We start from the raw sequence: 14,425 nt of genomic DNA, 5'->3' as shown, positions 1-14,425 counted from the left end.
AGAACATACTGAACCCCATGATCCAGATTGCAGGTATTGAAATAGCGCTGAATGATCCCGTGATTCTGGTTGCGGGCGGAGCAGTCGCGCTGATCCTGCTGCTGCTGTTCCTGTCGTTGCGCGCAGCCAATCGCTCGGCCCGGATGGCGGAACCGCTGGCGCGGCAGATGGCGCTTCTGGGTCAGCATGTGCAGCAGCTGGGGCAGGGGCAGGAACAGTTGCGCGGCGGCTTGCAGCATGTCTCGGACACGCAGGCCAACGCGCAGGTGCAGGTGATCCAGACGGTCGAGGCGCGCTTGTCCTCGGTCCAGCAGCAGATGAATGACCGGCTGGCGGACAACGCGATGAAATCGGCGCGCGCGCTGGCCGAAATGCAGGAACGGATGAAGGAAACCCTGCACGGTTCGTCAAAGCAGACGGCGACATCACTGACGCAGTTGCAGGAGCGTCTGGCCGCCATCGACAAGGCGCAGGACAATATCACGAAACTGTCGGGCGATGTTCTCAGCCTTCAGGATATCCTGTCAAACAAGCAGCGGCGCGGGATGTTTGGTGAGATTCAGCTGAACGATATCGTGTCCAAGGCACTGCCCGCAGACAGCTATTCGCTGCAGGCCACCTTGTCGAACGGCAGGCGTGCAGATTGCCTCGTGCATCTGCCGAACCCGCCCGGCCCGATCGTGATTGACGCGAAATTCCCGCTTGAGGATTTCGAAGCACTTGCCGCCGCGCAGAGCAAGGCAGATGTTGAAAGATGCCTGCGGGCTTTTGGCGCTGCCGTGAAAGTGCATATCAAGGCGATTTCCGAGAAATACATCCTCGACGGGGAAACCGCTGACGGTGCCCTGATGTTCGTCCCGTCCGAAGCGATCTATGCCGAGCTGCACGCCCGCCTGCCCGATGTGGTGCGCGAAGGGTTTGCCGCAAGGGTCTGGATCGTCTCGCCCACCACCTGTATGGCCACGCTGAACACGATGCGGGCGATCCTGAAAGATGCGCGCATGCGTGAACAGGCCGGTGCGATCCGCAAAGAACTGGGATTGCTGCACAAGGATGTGGACCGTCTGGGCGACCGCGTTTCAAACCTCGACCGTCACTTCGGGCAGGCGGCCAAGGATATCTCGGAAATCAAGATCAGTGCCGAAAAGGCTGGCCGCCGGGCGCAGCGGCTGGATAATTTCGACTTCGAAGAAATCGCGCCCGATACTGAAACAGAGGTTGTACCTCTGGCGCGTCACGAAGGCTGAACATCCTGTTGAAGAACTGAACCGGCACCGGGCCGGTTCTGATGGGCCAGCGCCTGCAAGGGTTCAGATACGCAAAAAGGGCTGGAACAGGCGCGGCATCAGCTTGTTGAATTTCAGCGGCGCATCCGTAACCGCCAGGCATATGCAGTCTTCCGAGATATCCGCGACAGGTGTGTGTTCCAGATCCTCGTCGGCGATTTCAACATCGCCACGGGCAAAATGGTCAACCTCGTCCGAGAAAGCCCCTTGCAGAACCATTGTCAGCTCCATGCCGTTGTGGCCATGATCCGGCACGGCAGCACCGGCCGGAATGAAAAGCAAGCGGGCGGTGGCGTCTTTGGTGGTCGGCAGGATCGCCTGTTTGACGCCCATACCTATCGACCTCCAGCGGATGTCCTTGACTGTTCCGCCCACGTAATCCTGCAACGGGGCCGGCAGAACTGCACATCCCGGGCGAACGGGCTTGGGCGCCGGAGCACCTTGGGAGATCAAAGCCATCGTGGCCGCCAGTGAAGTTTCACTCATGCTGACACCCTCACTCTGCTCGTCCAGAACTTGTCCGCCAACGGCGTCATAACTTTCAGCGCGCGCGCGGCAGTGGTCGCACAGGGACAGATGCGTGGCGACCATCAGATCGAAGGCTTCGGGCAGACCGCCTGCGGCATAGGCCATCAGCAGGTCATCCGTCAGGTGATGTTTGATCAACTTGCTCATCTTACTCATCTCAGTTCATCGCGTGGCGCAGGCGGTCCAGCGCCAGCCGTATGCGTGATTTGATCGTTCCCAGCGGCAACCCGGTCTGCGATGCGATTTCCCGGTGACTCAGGTCGCCGAAATATGCCTTCTCGATCAGGTCCCGCTGTGCATCCGGCAACGCCTTCAAGGCGGTGCGCAGTTGCGCGGTTTCCTGTTGCAGCGCGATGACGTCATCCTGATCGGGCTCAGCCTCGGGACCCCAACCCAGATCTTCGGGTTCAGGGCGGCGTTGCTTGCGCAGCACGTCAATGCGCTTGTTCCGAGCGATGGTGAACACCCATGTGGCCACGGTGGCACGCGTCGGGTCGAACAGGTGGGCCTTGTGCCACAAGGTCGCCATCACTTCCTGCGCGCATTCTTCTGCCATGGTGGCATCAGCCCCTGACTTCATCAGGAACGCCTTGATACGCGGCGCGAAGTGCTGGAACAGCTCGGCAAATGCCGCCTGATCCTGCGCATCCCGGATGCGTCTGACGTGGTCCACCCATTCGGCCCTGGTCTCGCGCTTGCTGTTTATTTCGTTCACCCGCCTACCCTTGATGCGTTTGTGGACGCGCCAAGGTTGAGGGGCGGGTGTTTCAACCGCTGGTCCGTCCAAGGTCGCTGTATTGGTCTCGGTAAACATAACCATAATACGGCGCATGTCCCAAGCCGGATCACTTTATCGGAACATTTTGATCCGCTCCCGGCCAAGTCTCGTAATATGAACACCAGCGGCAAAAAAGAAATCGCGACTGCTCTGGCGGTTATGCAAGGACCAGAAGATATCGGATGGCAAAAACGATAGATCATGTTGCAGGCCACACCTATCACGGCCGCAAGGGGGCAATCGACAACGCCTTCCGGTATTCTGTCGATTACATCCTGTTTGATCCCGAAGCCCGGTTGACCACGCCTTTTCTGTTTTCAATGGACCGGACAAATGTCACCAACTGGCGAACCCGCGATCACGGAGGAGAGCCAGGTCAAGGCCATGGTGCCGCCTGGCTGCGCGCGCGATTTGCCGAGATGGACATTCCGCAACCCGCGCAGGTCATGCTGCTGACCCAGCCAAGGGTGCTGGGCCACGTTTTTAATCCCGTCAGTTTTTGGTTTTGCTTTGACCGCTATGATCAGCTTTACGCCGTGGTGGCCGAGGTGACGAACACCTTTGGAACGCGCCACAGTTATCTGTGCCATAAGCCGGATTTTTCAACCATCGAACCAACCGACCGATTGGCGGCCGAAAAGGTGATGCATGTCTCGCCCTTCCAGAAGATTGAAGGCAGCTATACGTTCCGCTTCGACTACAGCCCGGATCGGGTTGGTGTGTGGATCGACTACACGCGCGCGGGTGGCGGGTTGATCGCGACACTGACCGGACCGCGCCAGCCATTGACCAGCCGGGTGATCCTTTGGTCTTTTCTGCGTCGCCCTTTCGGTTCGCGTCGCACTTTTGCGCTGATCCTCTGGCAGGCCTTCAGGTTGTGGCTGAAAAAAGCCGCCTTCCGCCCGTTTCGCAGGGAACCGGTGCCTGATCACCCAGTAACGCGTGTGGGGCAGTGACCAGCCTGTTTGTTCAAGATCAAAGACGCGGGCCCCTGTCGGTGGTTGTGATGGCGTAACAACCGCGAACACGAGGAGTCGAAGAGATGATGGAAATCTCGGCAAGAAAAGTCGCCCAGGTCGCCATGATGGGCCGCGAACTGAACCGGGCCGAGGGCGAATTGCGGGCGTTCATCGACCGCATGAGCGAAGACGAGCAGGCCGAACTGGTTGCCATCATGTGGATCGGGCGCGAGAGCTTTTTTGCGGAAGATCTGGCCGAGGCCATCGCCACCGCCAAGTCCGAGGCATCGACCCCTTGTGCAGATTACCTGATCGGAACACCGCATATGTCTGACCACCTTGAGAATGGTCTGGACGCATTGGGAATATCTGCAGAAGACGTGGAAAACGATCTGATGTAGGCCCCTCGTCGGCATCGCTGCCCGGTGCCTGCGTCTGGCGGCACCGGATATTGCCCGCCAAGGCAGACTAACAGCGACGGGGGTGTCAAGCTTTCGAGCGAGGTTGGTGAAAGTCTGTATTCGGTTTCTCTTTGCCTTCGAAGCCGCTGCGAATAGGTTTCTATGTGATCTTCTTGAAAAGCCGCCACTTTCCCAAAGGTGCGGCTTTGTAAGCCGTGTATTTCTACTGAGGTAGACAGTTTTCTGTCGCGGCCTTGAGGAAATCATTGCTGAACGGGGATTGCGCGTGGACCATGCTACATAGAACATGTGGGTCAAGCGGTTTTCGCCGATGATCGCTGCGCGCGCAATCGATGAAGCGTCCTACACTGAATTCTTGGCGCATGGACGCCACATAGGTCCGTGTGCATGTCCATGGAAAGTGGATGTATCTCTACCGCGCTTTAGACAAAGCGGGAAATACTCTTCATCTCATTCACCAAAACGAAAGTTCTGCCTAACGTTCTCAAGAATTTGCGGAACAACCGCCACGGTTGTGGCTGGACTGTGGATCCGTTTCAGTTGCTGGATGTCAGCCTGATCGAAAATGCTGCGCCAGAAAATCAATCAACGCGCGCACCCGGGTCGTCAGGTGACGATTGGGTGGATAGAGCGCATAAAGGCCGAAATTTTCCGTTTCATAGTCCTGAAACAGGCGCTCCAGGGTACCCTCTTCCAGACTGCGGGCAATCACATAGTGCGGGCAACGCGCAATACCCAGCCCGGCGATCGCCATGTTGGCAATCGCCGCCGGGGCATTGGCATGAAACATTCCCGCCACCTTGACCACAATATCCCTTGTCCCGGCTCGAAACCTCCATGCTGTTGCGTCGGCCGGATTTTCGTCAATCAGGCAGTTATGTGTGGCCAGTGCCATCGGATCACCCGGACGCCCCCTTTCCGCTAGATAATCAGGCGACGCGCAGACGATCAGCGGCATATCGGACAGCTTCCGCGCAATCAGGGTCGAATCCCGCAACACCCCGATCCGTATGGCAAGATCGAACCCCTCTTCAACAAGCGCCACGCGCGAGTCCGACAGTTTAAGGTCGATATCGACCTTCGGATGCGCCCGCAGAAACGAAGCCAAAGCCTGAGTCAGGTTGATGCTGCCGAACCCGGTTGGTGCGGTTATTCGGATTGGCCCGGCCAGTGCCGATTGCCGCTCCTGAACAAGGTCTTCCAGCTCGTCGATTTGTTCCACGATCGGGCGGCAGCGTTCAAGGTACGCGATGCCGACGTCCGTCAACGAAACGCTTCTGGTTGTCCGGTTGAACAGTTGCGTCGATAGCTTGGCCTCCAACTGGGCAACATACTTGCTGACCAGTTTGGTAGACAGGCCCAGCCGCCGCCCCGCGGCAGTGAACGAGCCCTCATGAGCAACCGCCATAAATGCCCGCATCGTGTCAATTGTATCCAACGCAGCGCTCCTTCGTCAGGTTGGTGTTTGGTCAATTATACCCAATTTGTTCATAGTTACTGAATAAAACGCAGGATTATAACTAAGAAAGGTTTTGCCATGTTCTAGCCAGTGACCGCTGACGAACATCGCCAGCTCGCTCCCAAGAAACTCCTCCGAAAGGAAACAGACATGCCAAACGCAATCCGTATCCACCGTCATCCCTTGTCCGGGCATTCACACCGGGTGGAACTATTCGCCAAGCTTGGTGGCATCAATCACGAGCTGATCGATGTCGACCTGCTGTCTGGCGAACACAAGAAAGAGCCGTTTCTTTCCCTGAACCCTGCCGGGCAGGTGCCGGTGATTGAGGACGGTGAAATCGCGATCGCCGACTCCAACTCTATCCTCGTGTACCTTGCGCGGAAATACGCGCCTGATTGGCTGCCGACTGATCCGGTGCGCGAGGCGGAAGTTCAGAAGTTCTTGTCGCTGGCCGCCGGCGACATCGCCCACGGCCCTGCGGCAGCACGATTGATCACCGTTTTTGGCGCTCAACTGGATGCAGAACGTGCCAAGGCCATCGCCAAATCCGCCTTTGACCGGCTTGAGGCGCATTTGAACGGACGCGACTGGCTGGTCGGAACCAGCCCATCCATCGCTGATGTCGCGATCTACAGCTATTCGGCCCATGCGCCTGAGGGAAACGTTTCACTGGATGATTATCCCAATATCCGTGCCCTGCTGGCCCGGGTTGAGGCGTTGCCCGGCTTTGTGGCCATGCAAAGCACCAAGGTCGGCCTCGCCGCCTGACACCAGAGCGCGCCCGGCCGTCAGGACCGGGCGTATGCCTCCAAACCGTGCCGCCCCAGGAGAGACCCCATGATTTCCATCGAACCCAGCGACAGCAGCACTTCCCCTTTTCATCGGGGTGAACACATGGCGCAGGCGCGGCTGGGTGTTCGCGACATTGAACACTGGGCACGGAAAGTTGTCCGCGACCACATGCCCGAACAGCATCGGGATCTTCATACCGCCCTGCCGTTTCTTGTGATGGCCGCGCGCGATGCGCAAGGTCGGCCCTGGGTTACGTTATTGGAAGGGCCAGACGGGTTCGTCTCTGCACCAGATAACAAAACGCTTTCCATTACTGCCTTGCCAACCCAAGGCGATGCGTTGCACGGTGCCCTTCACCCCAAAAGCGATGTTGGCATCCTTGGTATTGAACTGGCCACGCGTCGGCGCAACCGCATCAATGGCCGCGCCGGACGCGTCACTCCGACCGGTTTTGATTTTCACGTTGACCAGACCTTTGGCAACTGCCCGCAGTATATCCGTGAACGCGCATGGCGCCGGGTTGAAGATTCGAGGCCCGGACCAATGACACGCGGCCAGTATTTGACGTCGGATCAGACCCGGTGGATCGAAACAGCCGATACTTTCTTTATCGCCAGCGGCTATCGCGAAGAGGGCGAAAGCCCGACTTACGGGATGGATGCGTCCCATCGCGGTGGCGACCGTGGTTTCGTGCAGGTTCTGGACAACCGGCGGCTGCGGTTTCCCGACTATGCCGGCAATAACCACTTCAACACTATCGGCAACCTGTTGCTCGACCCAAGGGCGGGATTTCTGTTCATCGATTTCGAAAGCGGCAGCTTGCTGCAACTGACCGGCGTCGCCTCGATCGACTGGGCCAGCGATGAGATCACAAATTTCCCCGGGGCGCGGCGGCTGGTGACACTGGAGATTGACGAGGTCGTGGAAATCCGCGCGGCAGTCAGCCTTAGATGGACTTCGGATGCAGATTCTGTCCGGTCGCTCCTCCTGATCGAAAAGATCCGTGAAAGCGTCGATGTCACCTCGTTTGTTTTCGAAGCCCGCGACGGTGGCCACTTGGCTGGGTTCGAGCCCGGGCAATACCTGCCAATCGAGCTTGAAATTCCAGGGATCGCCGAACCGGTGCGCCGGACCTATTCGCTCAGCAACGGACCGAACAATCATCGCTATCGGATTACAGTCAAGCGTGAGCCAAAAGGGATCGCATCGCAGTTTCTGCACAATCATTTGGAGCCAGGCGCAATCATCAACAGCCGTCGGCCTGCGGGTGATTTCACAATGACTTGCGACCGGTGCCCATTGGTTCTGGTCAGCGCTGGTGTTGGTATCACACCAATGTTGAGCATTCTGAATAAGGTCGCAGACGAGCGCGGCAACCGCCCTGTCTGGTTCATCCATGGCGCTCGGGACGGTCAGCACCATCCAATGGCCGGTGAAGTTCACGATCTGGCCTCCGGACGGCCTGGGATCACGACGCATGTGGCCTATAGCCAACCAACGTCAGAGGATGAGTTCGGAGTGGACTATGACTCGCATGGCCGTGTCGATGGGGCGCTTCTGGCGCAACTGGTCAACGATGCCAGCGCGCATTACTTTCTGTGCGGCCCTGTCGGTTTCATGGCCGAGATCCAGGCCGATCTGGAACGCCGGGGCATCTCTCAGGAACATATTCACACCGAAAGTTTTGGCCCCACTGGGTGATTTGACGTGATCCTTCGTGGGCAAATGAAACTCAAACCACCAGAGCAAGGACATACGCGCCTTTGGTTCGTTTCGTTCGCATTGTGTTGTTGGGATAGCGTTCACCGGCCGGAATGATTTCGCCATTCCAGCTTTCAATCGAAACTCACCGGCTTGTATTTGAGTAGTTCGAGTTTTTAGGCGTCAGACACCAACTCCTCAGTTCCTCTCGCTGTTATTCCTAAGTCGTTCCTACGATTGCATATACGCCTTAAGAAAAGTGTGACGCCTTCGGCCGCCTGCCGACACAGAAACCTCCCCAAGCTGCGGTAAAAGTGGCAGGTCGAAGTTCGACGCTTCAGTATTCCAGTGCTGCCTCACGTTTCAGGCGGCTTGCGGCAAAATCGACAAATGCGCGAATCTTTGCGGACACCATCCGCCCTTCGTGGTGCACGATGTGAACCGGTGCAGGAGCCGGTTCAAAATCAGATAACACTGCCTTTAGCCGTCCGTCCGCCAGATATGGTGCGACTTGATAGGACAAAAGCCGGGCCAGACCCTGACCGCGAAGTGCCATTTCGATTACAGCATCGTTGGTATTCATGCTGATCCGTGGATGAACACGCACAAGCTTCGGGTTGCCCAGGTGGTCAAACTGCCACTGGCCTGACGGCGACAGGGCTAGGGAATTGATCAGGACATGTCTGTTCAGGTCATCCGGGCTTTCGGGTTCGCCTGCTTGTTCAAGGTATTCGGGTGCTGCAAAAACAACCTGTCTGACAGAACCGCAACGCACCGCCATAAGGCTGGAATCCGCAAGCGGACCTATCCTGACGCCAACATCCACACCTTCGTCTATTAAATTCACGATCCGGTCCACGTACAGCGTTCGCGCCTCGATTTTGGGATAGTGCTCCAGAAAATCAGCAAGAATTGGTGTGATGAACAATCTGCCAAACAACACAGACGAAGTGAGGTTGAGCAATCCTTTAGGTTCCGCATAGGTCCCGACCGCAGCGTTTTCTGCCTGTTCCAGATCAACGAGAATGCGCTTGGCATCTTCCAGAAATCTGCGCCCGCTTTCGGTCAACATGACAGATCGTGTCGTTCTTACGAATAAACGGACGCCCAACTCGCCCTCCAGTACCGAAATGGTGCGCGTCACAGCCGGTGGCGACATGTTCAGGTTGCGCGCAGCAGCAGCAAAGCCACCCAGGTCGGCCACCTTCGAAAAGACCAGAAGCGCGCGAAACTTGTCCATGTAATTATTCCAAAATAGTGAATAATAAATTCAAGCTTAATATCATTCTGCCAACAATTGAAACACACTATGTCTCAGGCGAAGACACAATCACTCCGCTAAGGCAAAAGCGCCCGCAGGAAATGGGAGAAATGCCATGAATGTAAGCCAAGCCATCGGCCAAAACGTGACTGTTCAGATCGTGCACGGTTTTGTGGACAACGGGCTAGGGGGCAACCCTGCTGGGGTTGTTCTGGATGCCGACGGGTTAACCGAGGCGCAGATGCTGAAGGTCGCGTCACAGGTTGGCCTGTCCGAAACCGCTTTTGTCTCGCAATCCGCGACCGAAGGTTTCAAACTGGACTTCTTCACCCCGAACCGCAGGATCGCGCATTGCGGCCATGCGACCATTGCCGCTTTTTCCCATCTGGAAGCACTTGGCCGTATTCCTGATCCTGTAACCTCAAAAGAAACTGTGGACGGCCCGCGCCGGATTCTGATCAAGGATGGTGCCGCGTTTATGGAACAGTTGGCCCCTAGATATGAAACGCCAGAAGATTGGACCTCTCAGGGTGTCAGTTTGCAGGACGTTTTGGGCTCTTTGGGGTTGTCCCCGAGCAATCTGGATCACGAAATGCCGCCCGTTCTGGTCAATACCGGCAACAGTTTTGTCGTGATCGGAGTAGCTGACAGGGAAACTCTGGCTTCGATCAAACCCGATTTCGAGCAGATCAAAACGATCAGCGACCGTCTGGACCTGATAGGATATTATGTGTTCACAACGGCCCAATGCTCGGACGGGCGCGACGCTACTGCACGCATGTTCGCCCCCCGATATGCCATTGATGAAGAGGCCGCGACGGGAATGGCCGCAGGGCCGCTGGCCTGTGTCCTGCACGACCTGGGTCACCGCCGTCAGCACGGGTTTCTGATTGAACAGGGCATGTTCATGGAAACCCCTTCGCCCAGTTTGATTCAGGTTGAACTGGAAGTTCGTGACGGCGCAATCGCCAGTCTAATGGCAGGCGGGCAAGGCAAAGTCATGCGGTCCTTTCAATTGTCGGTGTGACTAAAACAGCGTTTGGGGCGGCGTGTAACATTGCGCGCAGCTTTGTCGAGCAAGTTGAAGAGCGGTTTCACGCAAATCTTGCCGCGACCCTTCAAAACAACGAACTCTCTCCGAGCGCGGATATCGCAGCTTTTGCTGGGGCGCTCGTTCAGATTGTGACGTTCACGTTGAATAGTCGGGCAACCCAATCAGATCACATGATCAGAGCGCTAGGTATCCAGAATCTCCAAGGTCTTGTCTGAAAACTCGACATCGTTGATATGGCTGTCAATTTCCACAAGTGTTACGTTTTCCGGACAGTTTTTTCTCAGCTCTTCGATGAATCCTGCAAGTCCCTCTGCATCTTCCAAAATCGCCCCGGCCCTGTCCCATTCGTTACCGCCTCTGAGCGGCACAAGCAGAACAGTCGGGCCGGTTGCTTCAGAAAGTTTTGCGCACATGGTGCGTGCCATCTCGCGCCTTTGCTCGGCGCTCATGCTGACCGCAGTAATTAGTCGGTTGTGGTCATGAAGGTCATGATCCGCCAACGCTGGAGGAACGGGATGCCAGCCTACCAAATCGACTAGATCATAACACCCAATCGAAACAATCTGCGGCACACCAGCCTTGCCCGCATTGGTCATGCGATCTTCGCCGGCGCTGATGGCTGATCCCAACATGTGGTTGCCGACTTCTTGCGGTGCAAAGTCCAAAACGGCGGCGAATTCACCTTTTGAAGCAAGGCTTTCAAATGCGCGCCCTCCCATGCCCGTAGCATGGAAAACGGCCAGTTCAAACCCGCGCGCCTCAAGGGCGGGCTTCAGGTGCACCATATAGCGCAAGACTGTTTTGCCGAAGGATGTCATCCCGATTAGAGGGCGGTCTTTCTTCATCGGACGGGCAGCGCGTGCGGCCCCCAGAACCGCGCCAGCAGCTTGCCGGAGAGAGGCTTCGCAGACCGAGTTAAGCCCGTAAAGACCACCAGCCCAAAGGATCATCTGAACGTCTGCCGGCAGCCGCTCGGGCGGGATCATCGGCGAGAAAGAGACAGTTGAGACGATGTATTTAGGCACACCAATGGGCAAGGCACAGCACAGATCAAGGGCCAGATCGGTCCCCATTGAACCGCCCAAAACCAAAACGCCATCGAACACGCCCTCATGGTGCAGCCGTGCAACCAGCAGGGCTGCACCTTTGGCCATGATCTGCATCGCAAGGTTTTCGTCACCGCCATCAATGGCTTCCTGTATTGTGTGGCCACCCTCCTCTGCCACCTGATGCTTGGAGTAATCAGTGGGGTGACTGGGGTCGCCAAGCACACTGATGTCCATGGTTTTCACCAATCCACCCTGTTCACGGATCACGTCAGAGATGAAGTTCAGTTCATCATCTTTGGTGTCATAGGTCCCAACGACAAGAATAGTTCGATTGGTCATAGGCCGCCTTTCAGGTTCAAAGTTTGATCCAAGCTGTTTTCAGCTCGAAATACTTGTCAAAGGCGTGCAGCGATTTGTCATGACCGTTGCCAGACTGCTTGACGCCACCCAATGGAACCGTTGTGTTGGCCCCTCCATAGGTGTTTACATGGACAACCCCTGCCTGAATGGCCCGGATCATGCGGTGGGCGCGCGACAAGTTCGACGTCCATACTGCGGATGCCAGACCGTAATCGGTTCCATTGGCAATTTTGATTGCCTCTTCTTCGGTGTCAAAGGGAATGACCGCAAGAACCGGGCCAAACACTTCATCCGTTGCCAGCCGATCGGTGGGGTGAACCCCCGTTACAACCGTCGGGGCCATGAAATAGCCACCCGTTTCTTCCAGAATACGGCTCCCGCCGGTGCGGATGCCCCGCCCCAGACCACGTGCTTCTTCCACAAAACCAAGGTTCTGGTTCAATTGACTTAATGAGTTTACCGCACCTGCAGTCGAAGCGATATTCAGTGGGTCACCGGGCCGGAGAGTTTCGACAAAGGTTGCCAGTTTTTCTACAAACTCGTCATGGATTGATCGTTCCACCAACAGACGGGATCCCGCGATACAGACTTGACCGGAGTTGCGGAAAATACCATTGGCCGATACCTTGACAGCTTCGTCCAGATCCGGGGCATCCGCGAAGACGATATTGGGGGATTTTCCACCAAGCTCCAGATAACAGCGCTTCAGATTAGAGCGTGCGGAGTATTCCAGCAGTTTTCGGCCAATAAATCCTGAGCCGGTGAAGACCATGACATCTACGTCCATCGACAGCCCGATGGCCTCTCCAACCACCGAACCTTTGCCGGTAACCACACTGAACACCCCCGGAGGCATGCCAGCTTCCAGCGCCAGTTCAGCCAGTCGCACCAGCGTCAATGACGCGGTTTCTGCGGGTTTCAGCACAACGGTGTTCCCGGCTGCAAGTGCCGGTGCAAACTTCCACGAGCCGATCATCAGCGGGAAGTTCCAAGGGACGATCGTGCCGACAACACCCACCGGTTCACGATGAACCAACGCCAGAACGGAAGGATCAGTCGGAGCAACCTCTCCATAGATTTTGTCAATCGCCTCGGCGTAGTAACGAATTGTGTGTGCCGCCGACATAGGCTCAGCTTTGATGGCCATACTGATTTCGGTGCCATTGTTTCGGACGCCCAGAACCGCAATTTCCAATGCGTGTTCCTCGATCAGCTCCGCCCATTTCAGCAACACTTTCTTTCGCGCCGCCGGGGCCATGTCGGACCAACGGCCATCATCGAAGGCGCGGCGTGCAGCGGCGATGGCGAGATTGGCATCTTCGACTGTTCCACGCGCCATAGTGGTCAGGACTTGACCATTCAGGGGTGAAATCACCTCCAGCATTTCTCCGTCAGAGGCGTCGCGTTTTTCGCCATCAATAATGTGTTGAAACGGAGGAACCGGTGCGTGGCGCAGTTCGTCTATGCGGGATTGATCTAGCATGGGGGAACCTCTCTAAAGGCTTGTTACTTGTCAGCAAAAGCGATTGTGGGAACATCGACAATGGTCGCCCCGCCATCAATGGTCAGCACCGCACCCGAGATAAGGGCAGCCTCGTCAGAACACAGGAACGCAGCGGCATGGGCGATATCTTCCGGCATCGCCGGTTTGCCCAGTGGTACATCACGGGTCACCAGGGCATAGGCTTCGTCAATCGATGAAAGACCCCTGCGTTCAACAAGCTCCTCCATCTCACTATCAGCCATCTCGGTGCGTACCCATCCAGGACAGATTGTGTTGCAACGCACTTCCTTTCGTCCGTAGTCGCGGGTGATGGATTTCGCCAGACCAATTAAGGCATGTTTCATGGTGACATAACCGCAAGCCTCTGGACCTGCGGCCAGACCTGCAATTGAAGCCATCATCAGGATGTTGCCATTTTGCGAGATAAGATCTGGCATCGCAGCGCGGGCAGTCACCATCGCCGTATTCAGATTGGCTTGAACAGATTTGTTCCAATCATCGTTTGTATTGTCAGTCAGCGTTCCAAAGCTGAACCCGCCTGCATTGCAGACAAGCACATCCAGTGCGCCAAAGCGGGCGTTGATCGTTTCCAACGCGGCCTTCACCTGATCGGCATTTGCTGCATCAGCCTGTACAACCAACCCGTTGATTGGTCCGGCGACCGCTTCCAACGGCTCTGCCCGTCGCCCCATAACGGCTACATTGGCTCCTTCTGCGCTTAGCCTGCGTGCAATCGCTGACCCGATACCTGTACCGGCCCCGGTAATCAGAACGGTTTTTCCGTCAAATCGTGCCATTTTGCGCTCCTTTTCCGAGTGCGGATCAGCTTTGCTGACTGTCGTGGATGTCGTGGTCATGTTCCATTTCCGGCTGGGCGACGCGACGTTCGCGAATAACACCCCAGAAATGGAAACCGATCAGCAGGACGATGGCCAAGGCCAGACCTGCCGCGATTGGCCGGTCAACAAAGTCCAGCGGATCACGAACCCGAGCCATGGCCGAGCGCAGCTTCACTTCCATAATTCCACCAAGAACCATGCCCAGAATGATCGGGACAATCGGAAGGTTCTGTCGTTTCAAGATCAGACCCATCACACCAAAAACAGCTGCAATGGCACAATCGGTGGCGGAGTTCCGCAGCGAGTAGATACCGACGAACGACAGAACCAGGATCACCATGTCCGTCATCGAATGATTTGGAACACGAGCGTTTGATTGGCTTAGGAGGATCAGGCTCGCCGCAGTTTCAATCTACGCCGCGTTCTGATG

Annotated in this window: 14 protein-coding genes and 1 pseudogene; 7 read left to right on the top strand and 8 right to left on the bottom strand. The window is 56.5% G+C overall.

Annotation, left to right across the window (positions count from 1 at the left end; translation table 11 throughout):
• The first annotated feature begins 17 nt into the window (after positions 1–17).
• On the top strand, positions 18–1,247 hold the full coding sequence (locus ACR0AD_RS13005; protein WP_480487757.1) for a DNA recombination protein RmuC: 1,230 nt from the start codon (positions 18–20) through the stop codon (positions 1,245–1,247).
• Between the two features lie 63 nt (positions 1,248–1,310).
• Here the strand turns inward: ACR0AD_RS13005 and ACR0AD_RS13000 are convergent, their stop codons facing one another.
• A complete protein-coding gene (locus tag ACR0AD_RS13000; RefSeq protein ID WP_480487755.1) occupies positions 1,311–1,961 on the bottom strand; it encodes a ChrR family anti-sigma-E factor in 651 nt (216 codons plus the stop codon).
• 10 nt (positions 1,962–1,971) lie between these two features.
• Complete coding sequence (locus ACR0AD_RS12995) at positions 1,972–2,628, bottom strand: sigma-70 family RNA polymerase sigma factor (protein WP_209598534.1); 657 nt, start codon at positions 2,626–2,628, stop codon at positions 1,972–1,974.
• A 146-nt stretch (positions 2,629–2,774) separates the two neighbouring features.
• On the opposite strand from ACR0AD_RS12995, the gene ACR0AD_RS12990 reads away from it, so the two are divergent.
• The 3 genes from ACR0AD_RS12990 (at position 2,775) to ACR0AD_RS12980 (ending at position 4,452) form a co-directional block, all read left to right on the top strand.
• The gene (locus ACR0AD_RS12990) at positions 2,775–3,548 is read left to right on the top strand and encodes a DUF1365 domain-containing protein (RefSeq protein WP_480487753.1); all 774 of its coding nucleotides are present in this window, start codon (positions 2,775–2,777) and stop codon (positions 3,546–3,548) included.
• An 86-nt stretch (positions 3,549–3,634) separates the two neighbouring features.
• A complete protein-coding gene (locus tag ACR0AD_RS12985; RefSeq protein WP_267363482.1) occupies positions 3,635–3,952 on the top strand; it encodes a DUF3775 domain-containing protein in 318 nt (105 codons plus the stop codon).
• A gap of 404 nt (positions 3,953–4,356) precedes the next feature.
• The gene (locus ACR0AD_RS12980) at positions 4,357–4,452 is read left to right on the top strand and encodes a hypothetical protein (RefSeq protein ID WP_480487752.1); all 96 of its coding nucleotides are present in this window, start codon (positions 4,357–4,359) and stop codon (positions 4,450–4,452) included.
• Positions 4,453–4,523: 71 nt separating this feature from the next.
• Here the strand turns inward: ACR0AD_RS12980 and ACR0AD_RS12975 are convergent, their stop codons facing one another.
• Positions 4,524–5,411, bottom strand: coding sequence for a LysR family transcriptional regulator (locus tag ACR0AD_RS12975; RefSeq protein ID WP_480487751.1), 888 nt, complete (start codon positions 5,409–5,411; stop codon positions 4,524–4,526).
• 171 nt (positions 5,412–5,582) lie between these two features.
• On the opposite strand from ACR0AD_RS12975, the gene ACR0AD_RS12970 reads away from it, so the two are divergent.
• Together ACR0AD_RS12970 and ACR0AD_RS12965 are read left to right on the top strand one after the other, a co-directional pair.
• Positions 5,583–6,203: a glutathione S-transferase family protein gene (locus ACR0AD_RS12970; RefSeq protein ID WP_480487750.1), complete on the top strand. Its 621-nt coding sequence runs from the start codon at positions 5,583–5,585 to the stop codon at positions 6,201–6,203.
• A gap of 69 nt (positions 6,204–6,272) precedes the next feature.
• Positions 6,273–7,928: an FAD-binding oxidoreductase gene (locus tag ACR0AD_RS12965; protein ID WP_480487748.1), complete on the top strand. Its 1,656-nt coding sequence runs from the start codon at positions 6,273–6,275 to the stop codon at positions 7,926–7,928.
• Between the two features lie 337 nt (positions 7,929–8,265).
• Here ACR0AD_RS12965 and ACR0AD_RS12960 read toward each other — a convergent pair whose 3' ends face one another.
• The gene (locus tag ACR0AD_RS12960) at positions 8,266–9,168 is read right to left on the bottom strand and encodes a LysR family transcriptional regulator (RefSeq protein ID WP_480487746.1); all 903 of its coding nucleotides are present in this window, start codon (positions 9,166–9,168) and stop codon (positions 8,266–8,268) included.
• Positions 9,169–9,304: 136 nt separating this feature from the next.
• Between ACR0AD_RS12960 and ACR0AD_RS12955 the strand changes: the two genes are divergently transcribed.
• On the top strand, positions 9,305–10,216 hold the full coding sequence (locus ACR0AD_RS12955) for a PhzF family phenazine biosynthesis protein (RefSeq protein WP_480482885.1): 912 nt from the start codon (positions 9,305–9,307) through the stop codon (positions 10,214–10,216).
• Positions 10,217–10,425: 209 nt separating this feature from the next.
• Here the strand turns inward: ACR0AD_RS12955 and ACR0AD_RS12950 are convergent, their stop codons facing one another.
• The 4 genes and pseudogenes from ACR0AD_RS12950 to ACR0AD_RS12935 form a co-directional block, all read right to left on the bottom strand.
• Positions 10,426–11,631 carry a Tm-1-like ATP-binding domain-containing protein gene (locus tag ACR0AD_RS12950; protein ID WP_480487744.1) on the bottom strand — a complete coding sequence of 402 codons (1,206 nt, stop codon included), beginning with the start codon at positions 11,629–11,631 and terminating at the stop codon, positions 10,426–10,428.
• A 16-nt stretch (positions 11,632–11,647) separates the two neighbouring features.
• Positions 11,648–13,135: an aldehyde dehydrogenase gene (locus ACR0AD_RS12945; protein ID WP_480487743.1), complete on the bottom strand. Its 1,488-nt coding sequence runs from the start codon at positions 13,133–13,135 to the stop codon at positions 11,648–11,650.
• A gap of 23 nt (positions 13,136–13,158) precedes the next feature.
• The gene (locus ACR0AD_RS12940; protein ID WP_480487741.1) at positions 13,159–14,013 is read right to left on the bottom strand and encodes an SDR family NAD(P)-dependent oxidoreductase; all 855 of its coding nucleotides are present in this window, start codon (positions 14,011–14,013) and stop codon (positions 13,159–13,161) included.
• Positions 13,979–14,362 (bottom strand): annotated as a pseudogene (locus tag ACR0AD_RS12935) (tripartite tricarboxylate transporter permease); the annotation flags it as partial. The gene ACR0AD_RS12940 and the pseudogene ACR0AD_RS12935, both read right to left, overlap by 35 nt.
• Between the last annotated feature and the right edge of the window lie 63 nt (positions 14,363–14,425).

The organism is Ruegeria sp. BH8 (assembly GCF_056538065.1).
The sequence above is the reverse complement of the archived record's forward strand: the minus strand, read 5'-3'. Positions and strand labels throughout refer to the sequence as shown.

What these genes read in the sequence shown, in the direction of transcription:
- ACR0AD_RS13005 (WP_480487757.1), top strand. Translation starts at nt 18, where the DNA reads ATGATCCAGATTGCAGGTATTGAAATAGCGCTGAATGATCCCGTGATT.
- ACR0AD_RS13000 (WP_480487755.1), bottom strand. Translation starts at nt 1,961, where the DNA reads ATGAGCAAGTTGATCAAACATCACCTGACGGATGACCTGCTGATGGCC.
- ACR0AD_RS12995 (WP_209598534.1), bottom strand. Translation starts at nt 2,628, where the DNA reads ATGTTTACCGAGACCAATACAGCGACCTTGGACGGACCAGCGGTTGAA.
- ACR0AD_RS12990 (WP_480487753.1), top strand. Translation starts at nt 2,775, where the DNA reads ATGGCAAAAACGATAGATCATGTTGCAGGCCACACCTATCACGGCCGC.
- ACR0AD_RS12985 (WP_267363482.1), top strand. Translation starts at nt 3,635, where the DNA reads ATGATGGAAATCTCGGCAAGAAAAGTCGCCCAGGTCGCCATGATGGGC.
- ACR0AD_RS12970 (WP_480487750.1), top strand. Translation starts at nt 5,583, where the DNA reads ATGCCAAACGCAATCCGTATCCACCGTCATCCCTTGTCCGGGCATTCA.
- ACR0AD_RS12965 (WP_480487748.1), top strand. Translation starts at nt 6,273, where the DNA reads ATGATTTCCATCGAACCCAGCGACAGCAGCACTTCCCCTTTTCATCGG.
- ACR0AD_RS12960 (WP_480487746.1), bottom strand. Translation starts at nt 9,168, where the DNA reads ATGGACAAGTTTCGCGCGCTTCTGGTCTTTTCGAAGGTGGCCGACCTG.
- ACR0AD_RS12955 (WP_480482885.1), top strand. Translation starts at nt 9,305, where the DNA reads ATGAATGTAAGCCAAGCCATCGGCCAAAACGTGACTGTTCAGATCGTG.
- ACR0AD_RS12950 (WP_480487744.1), bottom strand. Translation starts at nt 11,631, where the DNA reads ATGACCAATCGAACTATTCTTGTCGTTGGGACCTATGACACCAAAGAT.
- ACR0AD_RS12945 (WP_480487743.1), bottom strand. Translation starts at nt 13,135, where the DNA reads ATGCTAGATCAATCCCGCATAGACGAACTGCGCCACGCACCGGTTCCT.
- ACR0AD_RS12940 (WP_480487741.1), bottom strand. Translation starts at nt 14,013, where the DNA reads ATGACCACGACATCCACGACAGTCAGCAAAGCTGATCCGCACTCGGAA.